General features: G+C 73.5%; 23 protein-coding genes, 1 pseudogene and 1 riboswitch. Of the genes and pseudogenes, 9 read left to right on the plus strand and 15 right to left on the minus strand.

The window, feature by feature from the left end:
• The first annotated feature begins 67 nt into the window (after nt 1-67).
• Both H9L09_RS04705 and H9L09_RS21530 read left to right on the plus strand, forming a co-directional pair.
• A complete protein-coding gene (locus H9L09_RS04705; protein WP_223164211.1) occupies nt 68-418 on the plus strand; it encodes an OsmC family protein in 351 nt (116 codons plus the stop codon).
• Entirely contained in the window at nt 415-594 is a 180-nt protein-coding gene (locus tag H9L09_RS21530) for a hypothetical protein (protein WP_223164212.1), read from the plus strand. Before H9L09_RS04705 ends, H9L09_RS21530 begins: the two co-directional genes overlap by 4 nt.
• On the opposite strand, the gene H9L09_RS04710 is transcribed toward H9L09_RS21530, so the two are convergent.
• From H9L09_RS04710 to H9L09_RS04740, 7 genes are read right to left on the minus strand one after another with little or no spacing between them, the layout of a single operon-like run.
• Complete coding sequence (locus H9L09_RS04710) at nt 558-965, minus strand: YchJ family protein (protein WP_187579565.1); 408 nt, start codon at nt 963-965, stop codon at nt 558-560. The genes H9L09_RS21530 and H9L09_RS04710 overlap by 37 nt on opposite strands.
• A 41-nt stretch (nt 966-1,006) precedes the next feature.
• The gene (locus H9L09_RS04715) at nt 1,007-1,942 is read right to left on the minus strand and encodes a pyridoxal-phosphate dependent enzyme (protein ID WP_187579566.1); all 936 of its coding nucleotides are present in this window, start codon (nt 1,940-1,942) and stop codon (nt 1,007-1,009) included.
• Nucleotides 1,939-2,187, minus strand: a complete 249-nt coding sequence (locus tag H9L09_RS04720; protein ID WP_187579567.1) for an SCO4848 family membrane protein — start codon at nt 2,185-2,187, stop codon at nt 1,939-1,941. The genes H9L09_RS04715 and H9L09_RS04720 overlap by 4 nt, the downstream gene beginning before the upstream one ends.
• 49 nt (nt 2,188-2,236) lie before the next feature.
• A complete protein-coding gene (locus tag H9L09_RS04725; protein ID WP_187579568.1) occupies nt 2,237-3,319 on the minus strand; it encodes a YihY/virulence factor BrkB family protein in 1,083 nt (360 codons plus the stop codon).
• 58 nt (nt 3,320-3,377) lie between these two features.
• The gene (locus H9L09_RS04730) at nt 3,378-3,914 is read right to left on the minus strand and encodes a 2'-5' RNA ligase family protein (protein WP_187579569.1); all 537 of its coding nucleotides are present in this window, start codon (nt 3,912-3,914) and stop codon (nt 3,378-3,380) included.
• A gap of 11 nt (nt 3,915-3,925) precedes the next feature.
• Nucleotides 3,926-4,975, minus strand: coding sequence for a tryptophan--tRNA ligase (gene trpS, locus H9L09_RS04735; protein WP_246456270.1), 1,050 nt, complete (start codon nt 4,973-4,975; stop codon nt 3,926-3,928).
• A 13-nt stretch (nt 4,976-4,988) separates the two neighbouring features.
• Nucleotides 4,989-6,524, minus strand: a complete 1,536-nt coding sequence (locus tag H9L09_RS04740) for a CNNM domain-containing protein (protein ID WP_187579571.1) — start codon at nt 6,522-6,524, stop codon at nt 4,989-4,991.
• An 84-nt stretch (nt 6,525-6,608) separates the two neighbouring features.
• Between H9L09_RS04740 and H9L09_RS04745 the strand changes: the two genes are divergently transcribed.
• Entirely contained in the window at nt 6,609-7,754 is a 1,146-nt protein-coding gene (locus tag H9L09_RS04745) for a GNAT family N-acetyltransferase (RefSeq protein WP_187579572.1), read from the plus strand.
• Nucleotides 7,755-7,776: 22 nt separating this feature from the next.
• Here H9L09_RS04745 and H9L09_RS04750 read toward each other — a convergent pair whose 3' ends face one another.
• A complete protein-coding gene (locus H9L09_RS04750; protein WP_246456271.1) occupies nt 7,777-9,018 on the minus strand; it encodes an MFS transporter in 1,242 nt (413 codons plus the stop codon).
• Nucleotides 9,019-9,184: 166 nt separating this feature from the next.
• Between H9L09_RS04750 and H9L09_RS04755 the strand changes: the two genes are divergently transcribed.
• Together H9L09_RS04755 and H9L09_RS04760 are read left to right on the plus strand one after the other, a co-directional pair.
• Nucleotides 9,185-9,877: a ribonuclease FAU-1 family protein gene (locus H9L09_RS04755; protein ID WP_187579573.1), complete on the plus strand. Its 693-nt coding sequence runs from the start codon at nt 9,185-9,187 to the stop codon at nt 9,875-9,877.
• Nucleotides 9,878-9,884: 7 nt separating this feature from the next.
• Nucleotides 9,885-11,390 carry a hypothetical protein gene (locus tag H9L09_RS04760; RefSeq protein WP_187579574.1) on the plus strand — a complete coding sequence of 502 codons (1,506 nt, stop codon included), beginning with the start codon at nt 9,885-9,887 and terminating at the stop codon, nt 11,388-11,390.
• Between the two features lie 19 nt (nt 11,391-11,409).
• On the opposite strand, the gene H9L09_RS04765 is transcribed toward H9L09_RS04760, so the two are convergent.
• Entirely contained in the window at nt 11,410-13,683 is a 2,274-nt protein-coding gene (locus H9L09_RS04765) for an NADP-dependent isocitrate dehydrogenase (protein ID WP_187579575.1), read from the minus strand.
• A 226-nt stretch (nt 13,684-13,909) separates the two neighbouring features.
• Here H9L09_RS04765 and H9L09_RS04770 point away from each other — a divergent pair, with 226 nt between their 5' ends.
• Nucleotides 13,910-14,911 (plus strand): malate dehydrogenase, encoded by a 1,002-nt coding sequence (locus H9L09_RS04770; RefSeq protein ID WP_187579576.1) that lies wholly within the window; start codon nt 13,910-13,912, stop codon nt 14,909-14,911.
• 174 nt (nt 14,912-15,085) lie between these two features.
• On the opposite strand, the gene H9L09_RS04775 is transcribed toward H9L09_RS04770, so the two are convergent.
• The 5 genes and pseudogenes from H9L09_RS04775 to H9L09_RS04795 form a co-directional block, all read right to left on the minus strand.
• Nucleotides 15,086-15,379: a DUF3017 domain-containing protein gene (locus H9L09_RS04775; protein ID WP_187579577.1), complete on the minus strand. Its 294-nt coding sequence runs from the start codon at nt 15,377-15,379 to the stop codon at nt 15,086-15,088.
• An 8-nt stretch (nt 15,380-15,387) separates the two neighbouring features.
• The gene (locus tag H9L09_RS04780; protein WP_187579578.1) at nt 15,388-16,278 is read right to left on the minus strand and encodes a bifunctional methylenetetrahydrofolate dehydrogenase/methenyltetrahydrofolate cyclohydrolase; all 891 of its coding nucleotides are present in this window, start codon (nt 16,276-16,278) and stop codon (nt 15,388-15,390) included.
• Nucleotides 16,279-16,309: 31 nt separating this feature from the next.
• Nucleotides 16,310-17,901 (minus strand): annotated as a pseudogene (gene purH / locus H9L09_RS04785) (bifunctional phosphoribosylaminoimidazolecarboxamide formyltransferase/IMP cyclohydrolase).
• Between the two features lie 26 nt (nt 17,902-17,927).
• A riboswitch (ZMP/ZTP riboswitch) is annotated at nt 17,928-18,005 on the minus strand.
• Between the two features lie 2 nt (nt 18,006-18,007).
• The gene (gene purN, locus H9L09_RS04790) at nt 18,008-18,646 is read right to left on the minus strand and encodes a phosphoribosylglycinamide formyltransferase (RefSeq protein ID WP_187579579.1); all 639 of its coding nucleotides are present in this window, start codon (nt 18,644-18,646) and stop codon (nt 18,008-18,010) included.
• Nucleotides 18,647-18,674: 28 nt separating this feature from the next.
• Nucleotides 18,675-19,952, minus strand: a complete 1,278-nt coding sequence (locus H9L09_RS04795; protein ID WP_187579580.1) for a cell division protein PerM — start codon at nt 19,950-19,952, stop codon at nt 18,675-18,677.
• A gap of 119 nt (nt 19,953-20,071) precedes the next feature.
• Between H9L09_RS04795 and H9L09_RS04800 the strand changes: the two genes are divergently transcribed.
• Both H9L09_RS04800 and kynU read left to right on the plus strand, forming a co-directional pair.
• Nucleotides 20,072-21,922 carry a SigE family RNA polymerase sigma factor gene (locus H9L09_RS04800; RefSeq protein ID WP_187579581.1) on the plus strand — a complete coding sequence of 617 codons (1,851 nt, stop codon included), beginning with the start codon at nt 20,072-20,074 and terminating at the stop codon, nt 21,920-21,922.
• A gap of 18 nt (nt 21,923-21,940) precedes the next feature.
• Nucleotides 21,941-23,176 carry a kynureninase gene (kynU, locus tag H9L09_RS04805; protein WP_246456272.1) on the plus strand — a complete coding sequence of 412 codons (1,236 nt, stop codon included), beginning with the start codon at nt 21,941-21,943 and terminating at the stop codon, nt 23,174-23,176.
• A 27-nt stretch (nt 23,177-23,203) separates the two neighbouring features.
• Here the strand turns inward: kynU and H9L09_RS04810 are convergent, their stop codons facing one another.
• The gene (locus H9L09_RS04810; RefSeq protein WP_246456273.1) at nt 23,204-23,728 is read right to left on the minus strand and encodes a GNAT family N-acetyltransferase; all 525 of its coding nucleotides are present in this window, start codon (nt 23,726-23,728) and stop codon (nt 23,204-23,206) included.
• Nucleotides 23,729-23,840: 112 nt separating this feature from the next.
• Between H9L09_RS04810 and serC the strand changes: the two genes are divergently transcribed.
• Nucleotides 23,841-24,965 (plus strand): phosphoserine transaminase, encoded by a 1,125-nt coding sequence (gene serC, locus H9L09_RS04815; protein ID WP_246456275.1) that lies wholly within the window; start codon nt 23,841-23,843, stop codon nt 24,963-24,965.
• Nucleotides 24,966-24,986 lie beyond the last annotated feature (21 nt).

Here is a 24,986-nt window from a genome sequence, read left to right on the forward strand (position 1 = left end):
GGCCTCGGAGACAAAGCCTTCCCGAGCCTGCTGACAACCGCCGATCCCTCCCAGGCAGGATGTCGGCATGGCTTCGATGCACCAGCACTCCTACGACGTCGAGGTGACCTGGACCGGCAACACCGGTGAGGGCACGTCCGGCTACCGCGGCTACCGCCGCCACCACATCGTCCGCACCGACGGCTGCCCCGACCTGCTCGGTTCGGCCGACCCGACCTTCCACGGCGACCGGGACCGCTGGAACCCCGAGCAGCTGCTGCTGAGCGCGCTGTCGCAGTGCCACCTGCTCTCCTACCTGCACGTGTGCGTCACCCAGGGCGTCGTGGTGACGTCGTACGTCGACACGCGACCGGCCAGATGGCCACGGACCGCGACGGCGGAGGCCGGTTCACCGACGTGCTGCTCCGGCCGCGCGTGAGCGTCGCCGACCCGGACATGGTCGAGCGCGCCGTGCACGCGCACGAGCGCGCCAACGAGCTCTGCTTCATCGCCAACAGCGTGAACTTCCCGGTCCGGCACGCGCCCGAGGTCACCGTCGCCCCGACCCGGCAGCCGGCTCAACCGCCGGCTCCGTCGACGTCCCCGTCCACGTAGACCCAGCGACCGCCCCGGCGCTCGAACCGGCTGGTCTCGTGCAGCTCGGACTCCCGCCCGTCGGCGCGGAACCGGGCCCGGAACTCGACGAGGCCGGTGGAGTCGCCCTCCGCGCCGTCGACCGTGCGCAGCACCTCCAGCCCCGTCCAGGTCAGCCCGGGCGTCGGTCCGACGTCCGCCGGCCGGGTCCGCGGGTGCCAGGTGCGGAACACGTGGTCGGTCCTGCCCAGCGCGTAGGCGGAGTATCGCGAGCGCATCAGCGCCTCCCCGGTCGCGGCGGGCCGGCCGTCGTGGACGGGTCCGCAGCAGGCGGCGTACGGCGTGCCGCTGCCACACGGGCAGTCCGGGACACCAGCGGCGAACAGCGACATGCCCCGGAGTCTGGCAGGCGGCAAGGACCGGCGCCGACAGCTCAGGGCAGCGTGGCGTTGTTGCCGCCGCTGACCACCAGCGCGGTGGTCGTCCCGGACGGCACCGCGACCACGCCGGCGAGCACGGCGGCCAGCGGGACGCACGACGCCGGCTCCGCCAGGACCCGCACCCGTGACCACAGCCACCGGCGCGCCTCGAGGATGGCCTCCTCGCCGACCAGCAGCGGCTCCGCCCCCTGGACGCCGGCCGTGGCGAACGCGAACGCCCCGATCCGCGGCGGCCCCAGCGCGTCGGCCGCCACACCTGAGGAGGCGCGGCGCACCGGCTCGCCCGCGGCCACCGCATCGTGCAGGTGTGGGCACAGCTCGGGCTCGACCGGCTGCACCTCGACCCGCCCCGCCAGCGCGTTTGCCACCCCGGCGTACAACCCTCCGCCGCCACAGGCGATCACGACCCGGTCCAGCTCCGGAACCTGCTGCTCGAGCTCGAGGCCGAGGGTGCCGGCACCGCTGACGGTCTCGAAGGTGTCGTAGGGGTGGAGCACCGGCACGCCGTGCGCCGCGCTGAACGCCGCGGCCTCGTCCAGGGCAGCCCCCACGTCGCCGTCCACCCGGTGCAGCCGGGCGCCGTACTCCTCGATCCGCTGCAGCTTCGCCTGCGTCGAGGTCGCGGGCACGAACACATCGGCCACCAGGCCCGCGTGCGAGGCGGCCCAGGCCACCGCCGCACCGTGGTTGCCGCCCGACGCTGCGACCACGGAGGGGACGCCGTCGGCCAGAGACCGCACGCTGTTGAGGGCCCCGCGCGCCTTGAACGACCCGGAGTGCTGGGTCAGCTCGAGCTTGAGGACCACCGTGCCGCCGACTCCGAGCTCGGCTCCGTCGAGCGTGAGGACCGGGGTGCGTCGTACGCCCTCGCCGATCCGGGCAGCCGCCGCCTCGACGTCGGCGCGGCCGGGCAGCCGCGGCTGCGTCACGCAGAGACCTTGTCGACCGACGCCTGCCCGGTCGCGCGCCAGGCCTTGACGCCGAGTCGGCCGAGCACCCCGGCGATGCCGAGGTTGACCACGATCAGCACGATGTGCGCGACCCAGTAGCCGGTGGGTCGCTCCTCGCCGCGCTGGTGCGCCTCGACGAGGTTCTTGCCGAAGTTGGCGTAGCTGAAGACGTTCCAGGCGGCGATCGCGAGGAACAGGACGGCGTGCTTGCGCTGGAACTTCACCCCGCCATTGTCACGCGAGGGTCGGTACGTCGTCCGGCCGGGTCCGTCCTCAGCCGGTACGGCGGCGGCCGAGCACGACCAGCCCGGCCAGGGCCAGTCCGGTGGCGCCGGCGGCCGCGAGCAACCGCGACGTGCCCGCCTGCTCACGCTCCGCCGCGTGCCGGGCGGCGACCGGGTCCTCGATCCGCTCCCCCGCGCCCTCCAGCGCCGCGGCCGGCGCCCGCATCGCCTCGCGGCGGCGCAGCTCGACCGCCGCCGGGGCGGTGTAGGACCACGCCGCCGCCAGCATCACCAGCCGGGAGAAGTAGTTGATCCACACCAGCAGGATCAGCGCGACGCCGAACGCCTGGGCCGACGGCTGCCCCTTGGTCTGCGCGATCAGGTAGGTGGCCAGCGCCTTGAGCAGCTCGAAGCCGACCGCCCCGAGCAGCGCGCCGCGCACCAGCGACCGACGCGGCACGTGCGGCTGCGCGAGCAACGTGAACATCGCCATCAGCAGCGCGGTGGACGCCGCGATCGCCAGCCCGTGCGCGATCACCCACAGCAGCGCCTGCGGCAGGGCGCTCTCGGGGTCGAAGCCGAGCCAGCCGACGATCCGCTTCGAGAAGCCGCTGACCAGCGCGGAGAGCGCCACCGAGAGGACCAGCGTGACGCCGATCAGGGCCAGCGTGGCGAGGTCGCGGACCTTGCCGAGCAGGAAGTTGGGCCGGTCGCGCCGCGGCGTCACGAACATGACCTCGAGTGCCGAGCGCATGCCGGAGAGCCAGCCGAGGCCGGAGTACAGCAAGCCGACGAGTCCCACGATGCCGACGGTGGCGGCGTACTTCTCGAAGGTCCGCAGCGGGATCTCCCCGTCGCCGTTGCCGATCACCCCCGGGAGCAGGTTCTCGACCTCGTGCCGCAGGCTGTCGCGCAGCTCTGGCGAGACCTGGGCGATCAGCCCGATGCAGAAGAACCCGAGCGCCAGGATCGGGAAGAACGAGAGGAACCCGAAGAACGTCGCCGCGCCCGCCTGGCCGGAACCGTTGACCTTGCCGTAGTGCCCCACGGCGCCGATCGCGTGGTCGAGCAAGGGCCAGCGCTCGCGCAGGCGCGAAAGCGTGCCGGTCAGCCGGTCCTTGATCGAGGCCATGGCGGGCTTGTACCCACTCCCGGCCCACCGCTACCGCGCCTCAGTGGCCCGGGCGGCCTCAGCGGTCGCGTGCGGCCGTCAGCGCGAAGTCGCGGGTCCGCACCCAGCCCTCGTCCTCGTGGTGCACGTAGAGCGAGAAGTGGTCGACCTCGAAGGCGCACTCGAACTCGGCGAGCTCCTTGTAGGCCCGGTCCAGCAGCGGCTCGTCGAGGTCGTGGGCGACCGTGACGTGCGGGTGGTAGGGGAACCGCAGGTCGCAGCCGAGCGGGCCGCGACGCACCGAGACGGCCAGCTGCTCACAGCCCGCGATGCCCTCCGCGACCGTGACGAAGACCACCGGGGACACCGGGCGGAACGTGCCGGTGCCACGCAGGTGGACCTTGAAGGAGAGGTTCGAGGCCGAGGTCTCGACGAGGTGCTGCTCGACGGCGACCAGCTCGTCGGTGTCGAGGTGGTACGGCGGCACCAGCGTGATGTGCGTGGGAATGCCGGAGGCAGTGCGGTCGCCGAGGCGCTCGCGGTACTCCTGGAGCTGCGCACCCCAGGGCTCGGGCACGGCGATGGCCACGCCGATCGTCGTGCGTTGGGAGGTCACGGTCGGCAACCTTAGCGAGGGGCCGGAACGAAACCGACCCGGTCGTAGACGTCGGCGAGCGTGCGCTCGGCCACCTCGGCGGCGCGCTTGGCCCCTGACCGCAGCACCTCGTCGAGGGTCGCCCGGTCCTCCAGCAGCTCCAGCGTCCGGTCCCGGAACGGGGTCACGAACTCCACGACGACCTCGCCCAGCTCCTTCTTGAAGTCGCCGTAGCCACGACCGGCGTAGGCCTCCTCCAGCTCGGAGACCGGCCGGTCGGTGAGCGCGGAGTAGATGGTGAGCAGGTTGGAGATGCCCGGCTTCTCCTCCTCGTCGAAGCGGACGTCGCTGCCGGAGTCGGTCACGGCCGAGCGGATCTTCTTGGCCGACAGCTTCGGGTCGTCGAGCATCTCGATGATGCCGCCCGGCGAGGAGGCCGACTTCGACATCTTCGCGTGCGGGTCCTGCAGGTCCAGGATCTTCGCGGTGGCCTTGAGGATGTAGGGCTCCGGCAGCCGGAAGGTCTTCTTGTAGCGGTGGTTGAACCGCTGCGCGAGGTCGCGGGTCAGCTCGAGGTGCTGACGCTGGTCCTCTCCCACCGGCACGAAGGCGGGCCGGTAGAGCAGGATGTCGGCCGCCTGCAGGATCGGGTAGGTGAACAGGCCGACCGAGGCCGCCCCTTCGCCGTTCTTCGACGACTTGTCCTTGAACTGGGTCATCCGCCGCGCCTCGCCGAAGCCGGTGAGGCACTGCAGCACCCAGGCCAGCTGGGCGTGCGCCGGCACCTGCGACTGCACGAAGATCGCCGACCGCTCCGGGTCCACCCCCATCGCGATCAGCTGGGCGGCCGCTCGCAGGCACCGCTCGCGCAGCTGCCGCGGGTCCTGCTCGACCGTGATCGCGTGCATGTCGGCGATGAAGAAGAACGGCTCGTGCTCCTCCTGCAGCGCCACCCACTGCCGCAGCGCGCCGAGGTAGTTGCCGAAGTGGAAGGAGTCGGCCGTCGGCTGGATCCCCGACAGCACGCGCGGGCGCCCGGCAGCGGCACTGGGGGCGGTCGGCGGAGTGGGTGCGTCGGTCACGTGCGGCATTGTGTCAAAGCCGGTCCGGGCTCCCGGCCGAGGGTTCCGGCCGTGCGGCCCCGGTGGCCTCGGCGGCCTCGGCGGCCTCGGTGTCCCCGGTGGCCGACCCCGGCTCGGGGCTCGCCTCCCGCTGGGCCTCCGGTTCGTCCGGCGACTGCGTGAGCCGCGGCGCCTCCGGCGGCGTCCCGACCGAGGTGGTCCGGGTCGCGCCCACCGGCGCGGCCTGCTCCGGCTGCGACTCCGGCGCCAGCTCTTGTCCTGGCTCCGGCTCCGCGGGTACGGCGCCCACCCGGACCCGGCCGACCCGACGGTTCTCCACGTCCTCCACCACGATCCGATGACCCTCGTAGTCGACCGCGTCGCCGGCCACCGCAAGCCGCCCGAGCCGGGCCATCAGGAACCCCGCGACGGTCTCGTAGGGCCCCTCCGGCAGCTCGATCCCGGTCTCGTCCTCGAAGTCGTCGAGGTTCAGCAGCCCGTCCACCTCGACCTCGCCGCTGCGGTAGTGGGTGGTCTCACCCTCGTCGACGTCGTACTCGTCGCGGATGTCACCGATCAGCTCCTCGACGAGATCCTCCATCGTCACGATCCCCGCGGTGCCGCCGTACTCGTCGGCGACGATTGCGAGGTGGGTGCCCTCGCGGCGCATGTCCGCCAACGCCGCCAGGATCGGCCGCGTCCACGGCAGCACCAGCGCGTCGCGGACCAGCTCCCCGACCCGCACCGAGCGGCCGGACATCTCCGGGGAGAGCAGGTCACGCACGTGCACGAAGCCGATCACGTCGTCGGCGGACCCGCGGATCACCGGGTAGCGCGAGTGCGGCTGGGTGAGCGCCTCGCGGGCGGCCTTGAACACCGGGGTGGCGGCGTCGAGGAAGTCCACCTCGGTGCGCGGGATCATCACCTCGCGGATCTGCCGGTCGCCGGCCTCGAACACGTCCTCGACGATCCGGCGCTCCTCCTCGCCGAGCGTCTCGTGGGCGTTCACCAGCTCGCGGAGCTCCTCGTCGCTCATCTGCTCCGAGCGGGCCTGCGGATCTCCACCGACCAGCCGGACCACCGCGTTGGTGGACAGCGAGAGGAACCAGATGATCGGCCGGAAGACCTTCGAGATCTTGTCGACCGGCGGCCCCAGCGCCAGCGCGAAGCCTTCCGCGCGCTGCAGCGCCAGCCGCTTGGGCGCAAGCTCGCCGAACACCAGCGACAGGTAGGAGATGGCGATCGTGACCAGCACCAGCGCCGCCGGCCCCGCGGCGCCCTCGGGCAGGCCCCAGCCGACCAGCACCGGTTCGAGGTCCCCCGAGAGGGTCGCACCGCCGAAGGCGGCGGAGAGGAACCCGGCGAGCGTGACACCGACCTGGACCGCGGCGAGGAACCGGTTCGGGTCCTCGTTGAGCTCGGCGACGATCTGGCCGCGCCGGCTCCGCGCGGCGAGCGCGCGCGCCTGGCTGTCCCGCAGCGACACCAGCGCGATCTCGGCAGCGGCGAACAGGCCTCCGACGAGGACGAAGACGACGACAAGCCCGATGTTCGCGAGCGTGCCGCTCATCGTCTTCGACCTTCATCCATGGACCCAACGATAGAGGCCGATATCGGTTTGCCGGGCCCACACCCCACCAGGCAGGGTGTGCCGATGAGGTTCCCCGAGGACGTGCCCGTGCTCACCGACGGCGTGGTCACGCTGCGCGCCCACCACGAGGGCGACCTGCCCGCGCTGCTCGAGCAGGCCATCGACCCGGTCTCGGTGGAGTGGACGACCGTCCCGGTCCCGTCGTCCCTGGAGACCTCGCGCGACTACGCCCTGAAGATCCTGCCGACCAACTGGGAGCAGGACTCCGGGTGGGCGTTCGCCGTCGAGGCCGCCGACGAGGCCGGGCAGGCCCGCTTCGCCGGGACCGTCGAGCTCCGGCCCGAGGGCGAGCGGCGCGCGGAGATCGCCTACGGCGCGCACCCGTGGGCCCGCGGCCGCGGGGTGATGGAGCGGGCCTGCCGGCTGCTGCTCGACTGGGGCTTCCGGGAGCGCCGGCTCGAGACCGTCATCTGGTGGGCGAACCGGGGCAACTTCGCGTCCCGCCGGCTGGCGTGGCGCCTGGGGTTCAGCTGCGACGGCACCGTGCGGCAGTGGCTGCCGCAGCGGGGCACGCTCCGCGACGCGTGGGTCGGTGCGCTGACCTCGCGCCAGGAGCGCAGCCCGCAGCACCCGTGGTGGCCGGTGCCCCGGGTGGTCGGTCGCGACGTGGTGCTGCGCCCCTTCGACCGGTCCGACGTGACCCGGATCGTGCAGGCGTGCAACGACGAGCAGACGTCGTACTGGCTGAGCCGGATGCCCGCGCCGTACTCGCGCGAGGACGCCGAGGAGTACGTCCTGGGCCGCGCCGAGGGCGCCGCCTCCGGCGACGCGGTCACCTGGGCCGTCGCGGATCCGGCGACCGACGGGCTGCTCGGCAACATCTCTCTGTTCGGGGTCAGTCGCGGGCACGAGGCCGAGCTCGGCTACTGGACGCACCCGGCGGGGCGCGGACGCGGGCTGACGAAGCAGGCCGCCGCGCTGGCGGTGCGGCACGCGTTCGTCCCGGAGGAGGACGGCGGCCTGGGACTGCGGCGGGTCTCGGTCTTCGCCGCCGAGGGCAACCTCGCCAGCCGCCGAGTGATCGAGTCGGTCGGGTTCACCGAGACCGGCCGGGACCGGCTCGGGATCCGGCTGCGCGACGGCAGCCTGGTCGACAGCATCGGCTACGACCTGCTCGCGACGGAGTGGGCGGAGCGGAACGCCGGCTGAGCGGCAGGCCGGGAGGGCTCCCTCAGGCGGTCGTCGACGCGGCGGGCGCCGTACGCCGGTGCAGCAGGACCGACGCCGCCAGCACCAGCAGGCCGCCGAAGGACAGACCCGCGCCCACCCAGCTCGGGGCGGTGTAGCCCCAGCCGGCGGCGATCACCAGGCCGCCGAGCCATGCCCCCAGCGCGTTGGCGACGTTGAGCGAGGCGTGGTTCATCGCCGCGCCGAGGGTCTGGGCGTCGCCGGCCACGTGCATCAGCCGCATCTGCAGGCTCACCACCAGCACCGAGGCGATCAGCGCGACCAGGAACACCGTCGTCCAGGCCGCGAGCGGCTGGTGCGCGGTCACCGTGAACAGCGCCAGCATCAGGCCCATCCCCGCGGACCCCACCACCATCGAGCGCAGCACCGACCAGTCGGCCAGCCGGCCCCCCACGAAGGTGCCGACGGTGCCGCCGAGACCGAAGGCCAGCAGGAACCACGGGATCGACGAGGACGGCAGCCCGGTCACGTCGGTGACGGTGGGGGCGATGTAGGAGTACATCGCGAACATGCCGCCGAACCCGATGGCGCCGACCAGCAGCGTCAGCCAGACCTGGGCGTTGGCGAAGGCCTTCAGCTCCCGGCGGCCGGTGGCCGCGCGGTCGCCGGGGACCGACGGGACGAACGCCGCGACCAGCGCGATCGTGAGGACGCCGAGCACAGAGACCGCCCAGTACGCCGAGCGCCAGCCCAGCTGCTGCCCCATCCAGGTCGCGGCCGGGACACCGACGATGTTGGCGATCGGCAGCCCGAGCATCACCATGCTCACCGCCCGACCGCGGCGCGACGGGGCGACCATCGAGGCCGCGACCAGCGAGGCGACTCCGAAGAACGCGCCGTGCGGGAGGCCGGCGAAGAACCGGGCGGCGACCAGCAGCCCGAAGCTGCCGGCCAGGGCGCTCGCCGCGTTGCCGACCGCGAAGGCGACCATCAGGGCGAGCAGCAGGCCGCGACGCGGCAGCCGGGCGGCCAGCACCGCGATCAGCGGGGCACCGACGACGACGCCGATCGCGTAGGCGGAGATGAGGTGGCCCGCGGTCGGGATCGACACCCCGACCCCGTCGGCCATCTCCGGCAGCAGACCCATCGTGACGAACTCGGTGGTGCCGATCGCGAAGCCGCCCATCGCCAGGGCCAGGGTGGCCAGCGTGACGTGGCGCGTGTTGCGGTCGACGTCGGGGACGCCGGCGTCGGGCAGCTCGGTCGTCGGGAGGGCGGAGGTCACCAGGGGATCCTTCGGGTGGGACGGTGGCGCGGGACACGGGCGGCAGGGGACGACGGGGCGTCCCTGCCAGGTCCAAGGAGCATGATCGCGCGAATGTTCCCGACACGCCCGGACGAAACCCCCGTCGTGACCGGCGCCTCATGACCCGCGAGTAGGGTTCCGCGCCATGACGGCGACTCCGGGGCGGCCGAGCGGCGGGCCGCCGTACTGGTCCCCGGGCACCCAGGTGTGGTGGCGCTACCGGCGTCCGGGCTGGACGCCCGACGAGCCTGAGCACGTGCACCCGGTGACCGTGGTGCGCGACGACGCGGACGCGCTGGTCGCCTGGATCGCGCCGGGCACCCCGGTGGCCCTGCCGGTGCGCCCCGACGGCCGGAAGACCCGGGAATCCCCGCTCGAGGAGATGTTCACCGCGACGCGCACCCAGGGCTTCGACACCTGGTTCGGCAACGGCAACCTGCGGATCGCGCCGACCGGGAGGCCGTGGTCGGTCTGGGTGTTCTGGCACGACGACGGCTCCCTCGACGGCTGGTACGTCAACCTCGAGGCGCCGCACACCCGCGACGAGCACAACGTCTACAGCTCCGACCGGGTCCTCGACGTCGAGGTCGAGGCCGACCGCCGGCACGCCCGCAAGGACGAGCACGAGCTGCGGGCCGCGGTCGAGCAGGGCCGCTACACCGCCGCCGAGGCCGCGGCGATCGAGGCGGACGCCGCGGCGGTGGAGGCGATCGTCGAGGCGTGGGGCTCGCCGTTCCGCGACGGGTGGGAGACGTTCCGGCCGAACCCGTCCTGGCCGCTGCCCGGGCTCCCCGACGACCTGCGCCGCACCGCCCCGGGCACGGGCCGTCGGGCATGATGGGCCCATGCTCCGACGGGGGAGGACGCAGCGGAGCACGGTCGAGCTCGCCGGCTTCGCGCTGCTCGCCGTCCTGGTGCTCGCCCTGGGCGGCGCCCTCCTCCGCCCGCTGTGGGCCGACCCGGCGCCGCTGCCCCCACCGCTGACCTCCGACGCGTCGCCGGCGCCCGGTGCGCCGGTGGCACCGTGCGCCGCGGCCGAGGACCCGCCGCCCTTGCCCGACGGCGACCTCCGGGTCGAGGGCCGGCGCCGCTCCCCCGGCGGCACCACCGTGGTCACCGGCACGTCGACCTCGTTCGGGCCGCTGCTCGCCGACGACGCCGGCCGGCCCTGGCTGCTCGCCGGGGTCACCTCCGACGCCCGGCTCACCGGCGCGGGCCGGCGCGACCTGACCAGCCCCGACCTCGCCGGCGCCCTCGCCGTGGATGCGGACGGCGGCGGCCGGGTGCACACGGTCACCGTCGTGGTCCCGGCCGCCGACGTCGCGGCGGCCGGTCCGGAGCAGTGGCTGCCGCCCACCGCGCTCGACCCGCTGACCCTGCCGGAGGGCGCCGCGCTGCTGCTCACCCAGTCCACCTACGCCGACCTCGGCCTCGCCGCCGGCTACCGGTCGCTGGTCGCCGGGCTGGGCGCGCCGGGCACCGACGTCGCCACCGCGGTGGTCCGGCTGCCCGGCAGCGCGGTCCGGGTGCTGGTCGGACCGCACCTCAGCGTGGAGGCGCTGCTCGCCCCCGGTCATCGGGGCGGCTTCGACACCGGCACCGAGCTGCTCGACGTGCCGGCCGCCGGGGAGGTGACCCAGGCCGACCTCGCGCTGGCGACCCCGTCCGGCCGGGAGGCGTACTACCGGCTCGTGCTGGCCGGCCGGCTGCCGACCGTGGACGGCAACGGGGTCAGCGGCCTGGCCCGGGTGCGCGGTCCGGCAGCCTCCGGGACGGTGGCGCTGCCGCCGCTGCTCGAGCGGCTGGCCGGCGGCCGGTTCGCCGGAGCCGCGCAGAGCGTGACCCGCTACGACGACGGCCGGGTCAGCCTGGCCGCGGCCGTGGGCGGGGGCGGCGCGTCGGTCCGGGCCGCGGAGACCGTCGACGCCGCGGGTCGGCTGCTGCCGGACGCCTCCCGCGCCGAGGTCCTCCTCCGCGGGCTGCCGGTCGGGGCCGTGCGTGACTTCGCCGTCGGGTACGCCGGTGCGGCCGGATCGCTCCTGCCGACCGGAGGACCGGGCGCGACGACGTACGACCTGACGGTGACGATGGACGGGCCGGACCTGCGCCGGCTCGGGCGGCTCGCAGCCCGCTCCGCCGCCTCCCCGGGCGCCAGCGAAGGACCTGCCGGGCCTGCCGGGCCTCATGGGCCACGGACACCGACCGCGCCGCTGCTGGACCTGGTCGCCGGCACCGGGGTCTACGCCGCCGACGTGGTGGACCGGCTGGTGGCCTGGCACGACAGTGCCCGGAGCCGGGAAGCCGCTGGGGCTCCCGGTCCGGGCACCACGTCGTGCCGGCCGTCGGGCTGAGCGCGCCGGCCGGTCGGGATCAGGCCAGGGCGGCCAGGGCGTCGCTGAACGTCTTGGAGGGACGCATCACGGCCCAGACCTTCTCCTCGTCGGGGTGGTAGTAGCCACCGATGTCGACCGGGTGGCCCTGCACCTCGAGCATCTCCCGGGTGATCTGCTCCTCGTTGTCCGACAGCGTCCGGGCGAGGTCGGCGAAGGCGGCTGCCAGCTCCGGGTCCTCGGTCTGCTCGGCCAGCTCCTGCGCCCAGTACAGGGCGAGGTAGAAGTGGCTGCCGCGGTTGTCGAGCTCACCGGCCTTGCGGCTCGGGGACTTGTTCTCGTTGAGGAAGGTGCCGGTGGCCCGGTCCAGGGTGTCGGCGAGGATCTGCGCCCGCTTGTTGTCCGTCGACTCCCCCAGGTGCGCGAAGCTAGCCGCCAGCGCCAGGAACTCCCCGAGGCTGTCCCACCGCAGGTGGTTCTCGCGGACCAGCTGCTGCACGTGCTTGGGTGCGGAGCCGCCGGCACCGGTCTCGAAGAGGCCACCGCCGTTGATCAGCGGCACCACCGAGAGCATCTTGGCGCTGGTGCCGAGCTCGAGGATCGGGAACAGGTCGGTGAGGTAGTCGCGCAGCACGTTGCCGGTGACCGAGATCGTGTCCTGGCCCTGGCGGATCCGCTCCAGGGAGAACGCGATGGCGTCGACCGGGGCCATGATCTGGATGTCCAGGCCGGTGGAGTCGCCGACCACGTCGGCGTCCGGGAGGTACTCCCCCACCTTCGCGATCAGGTTCGCGTCGTGGGCTCGGCCCTCGTCGAGCCAGAAGACCGTCGGGTCGCCGGTGGCGCGCGCCCGGGTGACGGCGAGCTTCACCCAGTCGCGGATCGCGACGTCCGAGGTCAGGCACATCCGCCAGATGTCCCCGGCGGCGACGGTGTGCTCGAGCAGCGTGCTGCCGGCCTGGTCGACGACGCGGACGGTGCCGGCGGCCGGAACCTCGAAGGTCTTGTCGTGGCTGCCGTACTCCTCAGCGGCCTGGGCCATCAGGCCGACGTTGGGCACCGAGCCCATCGTGGCCGGGTCGAACGCGCCGTGGGCGCGGCAGTCGTCGAGGACGACCTGGTAGATGCCGGCGTAGCTGCTGTCCGGGATCACCGCCAGGGTGTCGGCCTCGTTGCCGTCCGGGCCCCACATGTGGCCGCTGGTGCGGATCATCGCCGGCATCGAGGCGTCCACGATGACGTCGCTCGGCACGTGCAGGTTGGTGATCCCCTTGTCGGAGTCGACCATGGCGAGGGCCGGGCCCTCGGCGATGCCCTTGGCCACGGTGGCCCGGATCGCGTCGGCCTCGGGCAGCGACTCGACGCCCTTGAGGATCGCGCCGAGGCCGTCGTTGGGGCTCAGGCCGGCGGCGGCGAGCACGTCGCCGTGCTCGGCGAACAGCTCGGGCAGGAAGGTGCGCACGACGTGTCCGAAGATGATCGGGTCGGAGACCTTCATCATCGTGGCCTTGAGGTGGACCGAGAACAGCACGTCCTCCTCCTTGGCCCGGCGAACCTGCGCGGCGAGGAACTCCTGCAGCGCGGCGACCCGCATGACGGTGGCGTCGACGACCTCACCGGCGCGCACCGGGACCGACTCGCGCAGCACGGTGGTGGTGCCGTCGTCGCCGACGAGCTCGATGCGCAGGCTGCCCTCGGCGTCGATCACCACGGACTTCTCGTTGGAGCGGAAGTCGTCGGCGTCGATCACCACGGACTTCTCGTTGGAGCGGAAGTCGTCGGCGCTCATGTGCGCGACGTTGGTCTTGGAGTCGGGGCTCCACGCGCCCATCGAGTGCGGGTGGTTGCGGGCGTACTGCTTGACCGAGGCGGGCGCGCGACGGTCGGAGTTGCCCTCGCGCAGGACCGGGTTGACCGCGCTGCCCTTGACCTTGTCGTAGCGCGCCCGGACGTCCTTGTCCTCCTCCGACGTGGGGTTGTCGGGGTAGGCCGGCAGGTCGTAGCCCTGCTCCTGCAGCTCGGCGATCGCCGCCTTGAGCTGCGGGATGGAGGCGGAGATGTTCGGCAGCTTGATGATGTTCGCCCCGGGCTGCTTGGCGAGCTCACCGAGCTCGGCCAGCGCATCGTCGACGCGCTGCTCGGGCGCGAGCCGCTCGGGGAAGCTGGCGATGATCCGGCCGGCCAGGGAGATGTCGCGCATCTCCACGTCGACACCGGCGGTGGAGGCGTAGGCCGAGATCACCGGCAGGAACGAGTAGGTGGCCAGGGCGGGTGCTTCGTCCGTGTGGGTGTAGATGATCTTCGAGTCCGTCACCGGGGCTCCGTTTCGAGGTCCGCGTTCACTGAAGGTTTCTTGACGTCAAGATATCTCATGCCGGCCGGGCGCGGCCAGCGAGCCCATCCTGCCCCTCCGCCGAGGCGGGCGCGAGGCCGCTGCGACCCCGGGTGGTGTCGTCGCGAGCCCCTCGGGGCACCCTGATCCCCACGGGCAGGCCGCTGCTAGCGTCACCCGCATCCACTTCGAGCACCGAGGAGTCGTCGTGAACTCGTCACCGTCAGGGACCCCCGTCAAGGTCGCCGTCACCGGAGCCGCCGGACAGATCGGCTACAGCCTGCTGTTCCGCCTCGCCAGCGGCGCCCTGCTGGGTCCGGACCGGCCCATCGAGCTGCGGCTGCTGGAGATCACCCCCGCCCTCAAGGCGTTGGAGGGTGTCGTCATGGAGCTCGAGGACTGCGCGTTCCCGACCCTGGCCGGCGTACAGATCGGCGACGACGCCGAGCAGATCTTCGACGGCGTCAACCTCGCCCTGCTGGTCGGCGCCCGCCCGCGCGGCCCGGGCATGGAGCGCGCCGACCTGCTCGAGGCCAACGGCGCGATCTTCACCGCGCAGGGCAAGGCCCTCAACAAGGTGGCCGCCGACGACGTACGCATCGGCGTCACCGGCAACCCGGCCAACACCAACGCGCTGATCGCGATGACCAACGCCCCGGACATCCCGCAGGAGCGGTTCACCGCGCTCACCCGGCTCGACCACAACCGCGCCATCTCGCAGCTCGCCGCGAAGACCGGCGCCGCGGTCTCCGACATCAAGAAGATGACGATCTGGGGCAACCACTCCGCGACCCAGTACCCCGACATCTTCCACGCCGAGATCGCCGGCCGGAACGCTGCCGAGGTCGTGGACGACCAGTCCTGGATCGAGAACGACTTCATCCCGACCGTCGCCAAGCGGGGCGCGGCGATCATCGAGGCGCGCGGCTCGTCCTCGGCCGCCTCCGCCGCCTCGGCGACGATCGACGCGGCACGCGACTGGCTGACCGGGACGCCCGAGGGCGACTGGGTCTCGATGGCGGTCGCCTCGGACGGTTCCTACGGCATCCCCGAGGGCGTCATCTACTCCTACCCGGTCACCACCCGCGACGGCCGGTGGGAGATCGTCCAGGGCCTGGAGGTCGACGACTTCTCGCGCGGCAAGATGGACGCCACCGCGGCGGAGCTGGTGGAGGAGCGCGACGCGGTCAAGGAGCTCGGCCTGATCTGACGAGCGCGAAGCGCGAGGCAGAGGAAGGCCGTACGGCGGAGCCTGATCTGACGAGCGCGAAGCGCGAGGCAGCCTGACCCCAGAACACCATGGGATGTCGGCGATCTGATGCTCCCCATGGGTTGCGGCCCATGGGAAGCGTCAAACTGCCGACATCCCATGGTGTTCAGGGGGTCAGAGGGGCTGCTCGGGGACGATGATCGCGAGCACGATCAGCGCCACGCCGGCCACGGTGAGCATGAGGACGTCGGCCCACCGGCGGCGGACCCGCAGCATGCCGGCGCCGTGCTCGCTGAGCACCGCGCGGGCGGCCGCGCCGACCAGCATCCCGGCGCCCATCCAGGTCAGCCCGGTGCGCCAGGGGCCGGCGACGATGATGCCGATCCCGATCCCGACGATCGCCACGACGCCGAGGAAGATCACGCCCCCGATCGTCTGCGGGTAGCGCCGCGGGGGGTCCTCGGCCACCGGGACCGTCACCGCCGGTGGGCCGGCGGCGTCGCGGCCGGGGTGCCGGCGTCCAGCGACTGCTCGGCCGCCTGCACGATGTTGGACAGCAGCATCGCCCGGGTCATCGGGCCGACGCCGCCGGGGTTCGGCGAGACCCAGGCGGCCACGTCGTACACGTCGGGCGCCACGTCGCCCGCGATCTTGCCGTCGACCCGCGAGACTCCGACGTCGAGCACCGCGGCGCCGGGCTTGACCATGTCGCCGGCGATGATGCCGGGGACGCCGGCCGCCGCGACGACGATGTCGGCGTTGCGCACGTGCGCGGCGAGGTCGCGGGTGCCGGTGTGGCACAGCGTGACGGTGGCGTTCTCGCTGCGGCGGGTCAGCAGCAGCCCGAGCGGGCGGCCGACGGTCACGCCGCGGCCCACGATGACGACCTCCGCGCCGGCGAGGGGTACGTCGTTGCGCCGGAGCAGCTCGACGATGCCGTAGGGGGTGCACGGCAACGGGGCGGCCTTGCCGAGCACCAGCCAGCCGAGGTTCGTGGGGTGCAGCCCGTCGGCGTCCTTGGCCGGGTCGATCAGGCCGAGGATGGCGTTGTCGTCGATGTGCCGGGGCAACGGCAGCTGCACGATGTAGCCGGTGCACGCGGGGTCGGCGTTGAGCCGGGCCACGGCCTCCTCGACGTCGGCCTGGGTGGCGGTCTCGGGGAGGTCCTCGCGCAGGGAGGTGATGCCGACCTCGGCGCAGTCCTTGTGCTTGCCGTTGACGTACCAGGTGCTGCCGGGGTCGTTGCCCACCAGCACGGTGCCGAGCCCGGGCACCACGCCCTGCTCGCGGAGCTTGGCCACCCGCTCGCGGAGCTCGGCCTTGATGTCGGCGGCGGCCGACTTGCCGTCCAGGATCTGTGCGGTCACGACGTCATCCTCGCATCGAGTCAGGGGTGGGTCAGTGGAAGAAGTGCCGGGTGCCGGTGAGGTACATCGTCACGCCGGCCGCCTGTGCTGCGGCGACGACCTCGTCGTCCCGCACCGACCCGCCGGGCTGCACGATCGCGGACACCCCGGCGTCGACGAGGATCTGCGGCCCGTCGGCGAACGGGAAGAACGCGTCGGAGGCGGCGACCGAGCCGGCGGCCCGCTCCCCGGCCCGCTCCACGGCCAGCCGGCAGGAGTCGACCCGGTTGACCTGCCCCATGCCGACCCCGACCGAGGCGCCACCCGAGGCCAGCAGGATCGCGTTGGACTTCACCGACCGGCAGGCCCGCCACGCGAACGCCAGGTCGGCCAGCTGCTCGGGTGAGGCCGGCTCGCCGGAGACCAGCCGCCAGGAAGCCGGGTCGTCGCCGCCACCGTCGAGCTCGGCGTCCACGGCGTCGCGGGCCTGGACGAGCAGCCCGCCGGAGATCGGCCGGGTCTCGACGCCGCCGCGGGTGGCCGGCGGGCACTCGAGCAGCCGGATGTTCTTCTTCGCGGCCAGGATCTCGACCGCGCCGTCCTCGAAGCCGGGCGCGACGACGACCTCGGTGAACACCTCGGCGACCTGCTCGGCCATCGCGGCACTCACCGGGACGTTGGTGGCGATCACCCCGCCGAAGGCGGAGACCGGGTCGCAGGCGTGCGCGCGGCGGTGCGCCTCGGCGACGTCCGCGCCGACCGCGATCCCGCACGGGTTGGCGTGCTTGATGATGGCCACGGCCGGCTCGTCGAAGTCGAAGGCGGCCCGGCGGGCGGCGTCCGCGTCGACGTAGTTGTTGTAGGACATCTCCTTGCCGTGCAGCTGCGTCGCCCGGGCGAGCCCGCCCTCCGGGGCGAAGCCGCTGGTGTAGAGCGCGGCGCGCTGGTGCGGGTTCTCGCCGTAGCGCAGCACCGCCTGCCGGTCCCAGGTGGCGCCCATCCAGGCCGGGAAGCCGGTGCCCTCGGAGGTGTCGGTGAGGACGTTGCCCATCCAGGACGCCACGGCGACGTCGTACGTCGCGGTGTGCACGAACGCCTCGGCGGCCAGCCGCTGCCGCTGCGCGAGCGTGAAGCCGCCGGCGCGCACGGCCTCGAGCACCTCGTCGTACGTCGCCGGGCTGGTCACGATCGCCACGCTCGGGTGGTTCTTGGCGGCCGCCCGCACCATCGAGGGGCCGCCGATGTCGATCTGCTCCACGCACTCGTCGGGGGTGGCGCCGGAGAGCACGGTCTCGGTGAACGGGTACAGGTTGGACACGACGAGGTCGAACGGCTCGACGCCGAGCTCGGCGAGCTGCTCGCGGTGCGACTCCAGGCGCAGGTCGGCGAGGATGCCGGCGTGCACCCGCGGGTGCAGGGTCTTCACCCGGCCGTCGAGGCACTCGGGAAGCCGGTGAGCTCCTCGACCTTGGTGACCGGGACGCCGGCGTCCGCGATCCGGGCCGCGGTCGAGCCGGTGGACACCAGGGCCACCCCGGCGTCGTGGAGCCCGCGGGCGAGCTCCTCGAGGCCGGTCTTGTCGTAGACGGACACCAGCGCCCGCTTGACCTGCTTGTGCTCCTGGTCGGTCTGCCCATGCTGCATGGTGATCGCACTCCTCATCGGCTCGATGAGGGCACCCAGGCGTTCGATGCGCTCGACTTCACTCCCTGGTGGTTGACCCACCTGCGCCAGTCGTGTGTCCCCAACCCTAGTGGAACCGCGCCTCGCTGCCGAACCGCACCTTCCGGCCGCTGATCGTGAATCCCTCACGCGCCATCCGGCCGACCACGTCGACCAGCATCCGCCGCTCGGCGACCTTGATCCGCTCGTGCAGCGACTCCTCGTCGTCGTCGTCCTCGACCCGGACCGCGGTCTGGTCGACGATCGGTCCGGTGTCCACACCCGCGTCGACGACGAACAGGGTGGCGCCGGTGACCCTGACTCCGTAGGCCAGAGCATCGGCCGGCCCGTGCATCCCCGGGAACGCCGGGGACAGCGCCGGGTGCGTGTTGACGCAGCGGCCGCCGAACTCGGCGAGGAAGGCCGGGCCGGTGAGCTTCATGAAGCCGGCCAGCACCACCAGGTCCGGCTGGTAGGAGCGGCAGGTCGCGGTCAGCGCCGCGTCCCACTCCTCCCGGGAAGAGTGGTCCTTGACCCGGTGGACGAAGGTCGGGACCCCTGCGCGGGCGGCGCGGGCCAGCCCCTCGACGCTATCCCGGTCGGCCCCCACCGCGACCACCTCGGCGCCGTACGCCGGGTCCCGGCAGGCGTCGAGCAGCGCCTGGAGGTTCGTGCCCGCACCGGAGACGAGCACGACGAGGCGCGCGGGGCGCGAGGTGGCGGGCACGCGGACAGGGTAGCGAGCGCCCCGCCGGTCAGAGCCGGACGGTGTCCTCGACGTCGCCGGCGTCCGCGGACCTGTCGTCCGGTTCGTCGGCCGGGACGGCGCCGCGACGCTGCCGCCAGGTGGTGACCAGCGCGCCGAGCAGCGCGCCCAGGGTCATCGACAGCACCGCGCTGGTCAGCACCTCGAGGCCGGGGGCGCCCACGAGCGACATCCGGCCCGGGCCGACGGAGCCGCCGGCCCCGACGACGAGCAGCGTGGAGAGCAGTCCGCCGAGCAGGCCGATCGCGAGGCCGCGGACCGCGGTGCGGTCATAGCCGGCCAGCGGGTGTCGGCGGCCGGTGAGAGCGGCCGCGAGCGCGGCGAGCAGGACTGGTACGGCGATGAGGCCGGTCGCCCACGCCGGGCCGGGGCCGGGCTGCGGCAGCGCCGCCAGCAGCGGGAACGCCGGCACCGGACCGAGGACGACGCTGGCCGGGGACACGATCGTGCCGGTGCCGACGGCGAAGCCGGGGCCGAGCAGGTAGGCCGCGCCGAGCAGCGCCGCGTTCGGCGCCACCCCGGCGACGACGACGGTGTAGAGGCCGCCGCCGGCGGTGTCGGTGTGCAGCCGCGAGAGCACGTTGGCCGCGGAGCCGAGGTCGAGCAGCAGCCGGGTCACGACCAGGACCGAGCCGGCGGCCAGCAGCAGCAGGGCGCAGGCCAGCGCTCCCCCGGCGACGGCCCGCAGCGGGGCCGGGACCCGGTCCAGCAGGGCCGGCCGGTGCGGCCACCCGGAGAGCAGCCCGAGGCCGCCGGCGACCAGGCCGACCAGCGTGCCGCCGAGGAACGAGCGGCCCAGCGACGGCTGCGCGGCGGGAGTGGCGGCGAGCACCGAGGTCAGGAGCGCCACGACGCCGTACACGCCGGCCAGCACCACGGTCGAGAGCCCGATCGTGGCCAGCCCCGACCGGTCCGGCTCGCCGGACTCCGAGGTGAGCGCCGCCCACCGACCGAGCCGGTAGGTGACGTAGCAGCAGAAGAAGGTCAGGCCGAGCGGCACCAGGCTGATCGTCGCCGCCCCCAGCGCGAGCCCGGAGCCGTGCCCGAGCAGCCAGGCGACCGCGCCGACGCGGAGCGCGTCCCGGGTGTCGCCGTGCGCGCCGGCGTCCGAGGCGAACCAGCCGACCAGGGCCAGCGCCATGCAGCCGACCAGCACCGCGCCGGCCGCGGTCGCGCCGGCGAGGCCGGCGCTGAGCCACAGCGGCCGGCGGACCGGCTCCCCTCCGGGGGTCGAGGCGGTCCGGGGACGGGTCAGCAGATCGGTCATCGCGATCCATGATCGTGGACGCCGGGCCTCCTCCGAGGCTCCCACGCCGGTTCGACCCGGTGGGGTGGACCACGTACCGTGGAGGGCTGTCCTGACCCTGACCGCCCCGGAGACGACTGATGCATGCGGAGGAGAGCTTCGACTCCTTCTACCTGTCGACCCGTCGACAGGTGCTCCACCAGGCGTTCGCGCTGACCGGCGACCTGTCGGCGGCGCAGTCGGCGGTGCGCGACGCGTACGTCGCCGCCTGGCACCACTGGCGCAAGGTGTCCCGCGTCGAGGACCGCACCGCCTGGGTGCGGCCGGTCGCCTGGAACCACGCGCAGCGCCGCCACGCCGGCCGGATCTGGCACCGCAACAAGGGCATGTCCGTGGAGCACCTCGCCGTCCTGGACGGCCTCTCCAAGCTGTCGGGCCCGCAGCGGCGGATGCTGCTGCTGGTGCAGCTCGCCGCCGTACCGCTGCCCCAGGCGGCCCGTGAGCTGGGGATCACCCAGCACCTCGCCGAGCAGCACCTGCAGGCCGCGACCGCGGCGCTCGCGGTGCACCTCGAGGCGGACTCGGCGTCGCTGCGGCTGCGGCTGCTCGATCTCGACGGGGCGCTCGGGGACGCCGTGCTGCCGCGGGCCTCGATCATCCGGCGGGCGGGGCGCAAGCGCCGCCAGGCGCACACGGTGGGCGCGGCCGTGGGGGCGCTGGCGCTGGCGGTGGTGAGCGGCGCGGCCGTCCACCAGCCGGCGGCCACCGAGGCGACCGCCGCCACCCCGCCGGCCGGTGCCGCCGCCTCCGCGGGCGCCGGCACGGGGCCATCCGGCGCGCCGGACGCCGCCGCGGGGCAGCCGGTCGAGGAGATGCTCCCGACCGCGGAGAACATGCTCGACCAGGACCAGATCTCCCGCCTCGGCACGGACCGGCCGTGGCGGGTCGTCGCGACGCACGGCAACACCTCGGGCGACGGCATCAACACCGTGTGCCAGCAGAGCCGGTTCGCCGACCCCGACGGGGCGGCCGCGATCGTGCGGACCTTCGAGGCCCGGGGCGGCCGCCGCTCCGCGGTGCAGACCGTCGAGGTGTCGAAGTCCGCGGCCCAGGCGGCCGACGCCTTCGACACGACGCTCGGCTGGTACTCCGGCTGCCGGGTGGCCCGGCTGCAGCTGCTCGACTCCTACCGGGTCGACAACATCGGCTCGGAGGCGAGCGTGCTGATGATGCGGGTCTGGGACCGCCCGGTGACGACGTACTCCGTGGCGATCGCCCGGATCGGCGACGTCACCACCAGCACCGTGGGCCGCTACGTCGGGGTGTCGCCGGCGCCGCCGGGCCAGATCACCCAGTCGCTCGCGGACTCGGTGGCGATGCTGTGCGGCCGCAGCGAGGCCACGGACTGCGCGAAGCGACCCGAGTACACCGTGGTGCCGCCGCCCCCGTCCGGGGAGGAGAAGGGCCTGCTCGCCGTCGCCGACCTGCCTCCGGTGGGCTCGATCGAGCGGCCCTGGGTGGGCACCGAGGCCACCAGGGCGCGGCCCAACCCGTCGAGGACCACCTGCGACCGGGCCGACTTCGCCGCCGCCGGCGCGCGCCGCACCCGCACCCGGACCTTCCTCATCCCGCAGGCGAAGCTGCCGACCCGCTTCGGGCTCTCGGAGACCTACGGCGAGTTCGGGTCGCCGCGCAAGGCGCGCGCGTTCCTCGACCAGGTGCGCCGCAGCGTCGCCGGCTGCGAGGACCGCGACCTGGCGACGTCGGTGACCGACGCGACGAGCCGCGGCGGCCGCACCCCGTGGTCCATGTGGCGGCTGACCACCGAGGTGTCGGAGAAGGAGTCGATCGGTTTCCGGGTCGGCTTCGTCGCGGTGGGCTCGACGGTGGCGCAGCTGACGTTCGCGCCGAGCACCGGCGCGGACATGACCGGCAAGCAGTTCGAGTCGCTGCTCGGCCGTGCGGGGGACCGGCTCCGCGAGCTGGGCTGACCCCCTAGGGTCGCCTGGGTGAGCACTCCACTGGACAGGGCCGGCGCGCTGGCCCTCGACGCGGCCGGCCCGTTCCGCAGCCGGCGGGACCGGTTCCTGCTGCCCGACGGGCTGGTCTACCTCGACGGCAACTCCTTGGGCGCCCTGCCCCGGGGCGTGGACGAGCGGCTGCACGCAGCGATCACGCAGGAGTGGGGCCACGGCCTGATCGGGTCCTGGAACGACGCCGGCTGGATGGACCTCCCGCGCCGGGTCGCCGGCCGGGTCGGCCGACTGGTGGGCGCCGACGCCGGCTCCGTGCACGTCGGCGACTCGACCAGCGTGCTGCTGTTCAAGCTGCTGGTGGCTTCCTTCGGTCTGCGGCCGGGGCGCCGCGTGATGGTGCTCGAGCCGACGACGTTCCCCACCGACGGCTACGTCGCCGCCGGGGTCGCGGAGCTCCTCGACGTGGAGCTGCGCTGGTGCGACCCCGCCGACCCGGCCGCCTCCCTCGACGAGGACGTCGCCGTGCTCGCGCTGACCCACGTCGACTTCCGATCCGGGGCGCTCTACGACATGGCGGCGCTGACCAGGGCGGCCCACGAGGCCGGCGCGCTGGTCTGCTGGGACCTGTGCCACTCCACCGGCGCGATGCCGGTGGACCTGACCGCCGTGGACGCCGACCTGGCGGTGGGCTGCGGCTACAAGTACCTCAACGGCGGCCCCGGGGCTCCGGCGTTCGGCTACGTCGCGCCGCGGCACCACGCCGCGCTCCGGCAGCCGATCACCGGCTGGATGGGGCACGCGCAGCCGTTCGCGATGACCCTGGACTACGAGCCGGCGCCGGGAGCGGCCCGGCTGGCCTCCGGGACCCCGTCGGTGCTCGCCCAGACGGCGCTCGACGCCGCGCTGGAGGTCTTCGACGACGTGGACCTGGCCGAGCTGCGGGCGCACTCGGAGTCGCTGACCGGCTTGTTCATCGACCTGGTCGACGCGCGGCTCGGCGACCGGGTCGGGGTGGTCACCCCTCGCGAGCCACGGCTGCGCGGCAGCCAGGTCTCGCTGCGCCACGACGACGCCTACGGCATCGTCCAGGCCCTCATCGCCCGCGGCGTGGTCGGTGACTTCCGCACCCCCGACGTCGCCCGCTTCGGCTTCGCGCCGCTCTACGTCACCCACGCCGACGTCTTCGACGCGGTCCAGGCGCTGGTCGAGGTCCTCGACGGTGAGGAGCACCTGCGGCCGGAGTACGCCGTGCGCAACGCCGTCACCTGACCCCGGTGCGCCGGCCCAGCGGCGGGCTCAGCGCTCCGACGCCAGCCGCTTGCCGTAGCACCGCGACTTCGGCGACCAGGAGTAGTGGCCGAACTTCTCGACGAGCTCATAGCCGGCCGACTCGTAGAGCGCGATCGCCTCGGGCTGCGCAGTGCCGGTCTCCAGCACCATCACATCGGCCCCGGACCCGCGCGCGGTGCGCTCCAGGTGCTCGAGCATCCGCCGGGCCAGACCCCGGCGGCGGCCGCCCGGGGCGACGTACATGCGCTTGATCTCGGCGGTACGCCGCCCGCCGAGCCGCTCGACGTCCGGGCGGAACCGCCAGCCGCCCATCGCCACCGGGACGTCCGCGAGGTAGCCGAGGAAGAACGCGCCGGCCGGTGGGTCGAAGACCGAGTCGTCCATCGGGGTGTCGTCGGGCCCGCCGTAGAGCTCGACGTACTCCGCCTGCACCTGCGCCACCAGCGCCTGCGCGTCGTCGTCGCGGAACCCGACGGGCGCGATGCGCAGCTCCACCGGGCCGGCCCTCAGGTCGCCGGGGTGACTGCTCACGATCCGTCCCCGTTTCGTCGTCGCTGCGGTGCGGGTGACAGAATAGGCCGCGCAACGCTCTGACAACGGAGTCAGGTCACCGTCACCCCCGATGTCTGACGAGGTACCTGTCGTGACCGACACGATCACCATCCCCGACGAGCTCAAGCCCCGCGACGGCCGCTTCGGCGCCGGCCCCTCCAAGGTGCGCGTCGAGGCGCTCCAGGCCCTGGCCGCCACCGGCAGCTCGCTGCTCGGCACCTCGCACCGGCAGGCCCCGGTCAAGAACCTGGTCGGCCGCGTCCGGGACGGCGTCTCGGACCTGTTCTCGCTGCCCGAGGGCTACGAGGTCGTGCTCGGCAACGGCGGCGCCACGGCGTTCTGGGACATCGCGACCTTCGGGCTGATCCGGGAGCGCAGCCAGCACCTGTCCTTCGGGGAGTTCTCCTCGAAGTTCGCCACCGCGGCCAAGGCGGCGCCGTTCCTGGCCGAGCCGAGCGTGATCAAGTCCGAGACCGGCACCCGGCCGTCGCCGCGGGCCGAGGCCGGCGTCGACGTCTACGCGTGGGCCCACAACGAGACCTCCACCGGGGTGATGGCTCCGGTGCGCCGGGTCGAGGGCGCGGACGACGGCGCGCTGGTGCTGGTCGACGCCACCTCCGGCGCCGGCGGGCTGCCCGTCGACATCAGCCAGGTCGACGCCTACTACTTCGCGCCGCAGAAGAACTTCGCCTCCGACGGCGGCCTCTGGATCGCGGTGATGTCCCCCGCGGCTCTCGAGCGCGCCGCCGAGATCGCCGCCACCGACCGGTGGATCCCGGCGTTCTTCGACCTGCCGACCGCGATCGACAACTCCACCAAGAACCAGACCTACAACACCCCCTCGGTCGCGACGCTGTTCCTGATGGCCGAGCAGCTGGACTGGCTCAACGGCCAGGGCGGCCTCGACTTCGCCGTCGGACGCACCAGCGACAGCTCGAACCGGCTCTACACGTGGGCGGAGAAGACCTCCTACACGACGCCGTACGTCGCCGCCGCCGACGAGCGCTCGCTGGTCATCGGGACGATCGACTTCGACGACTCGATCGACGCGGCCGCGGTCGCGAAGACGCTGCGGGCCAACGGCATCGTCGACACCGAGCCCTACCGCAAGCTCGGCCGCAACCAGCTGCGGGTGGCGATGTTCCCGGCGATCGACCCCGACGACGTCGAGGCGCTCACCGTCTGCATCGACCACGTGGTGGAGCGGCTCGCCTGAGCGGGTTCCCGCCACGCCTCG

Source organism: Nocardioides mesophilus, assembly GCF_014395785.1.
Lineage (GTDB): Bacteria > Actinomycetota > Actinomycetes > Propionibacteriales > Nocardioidaceae > Nocardioides_B > Nocardioides_B mesophilus.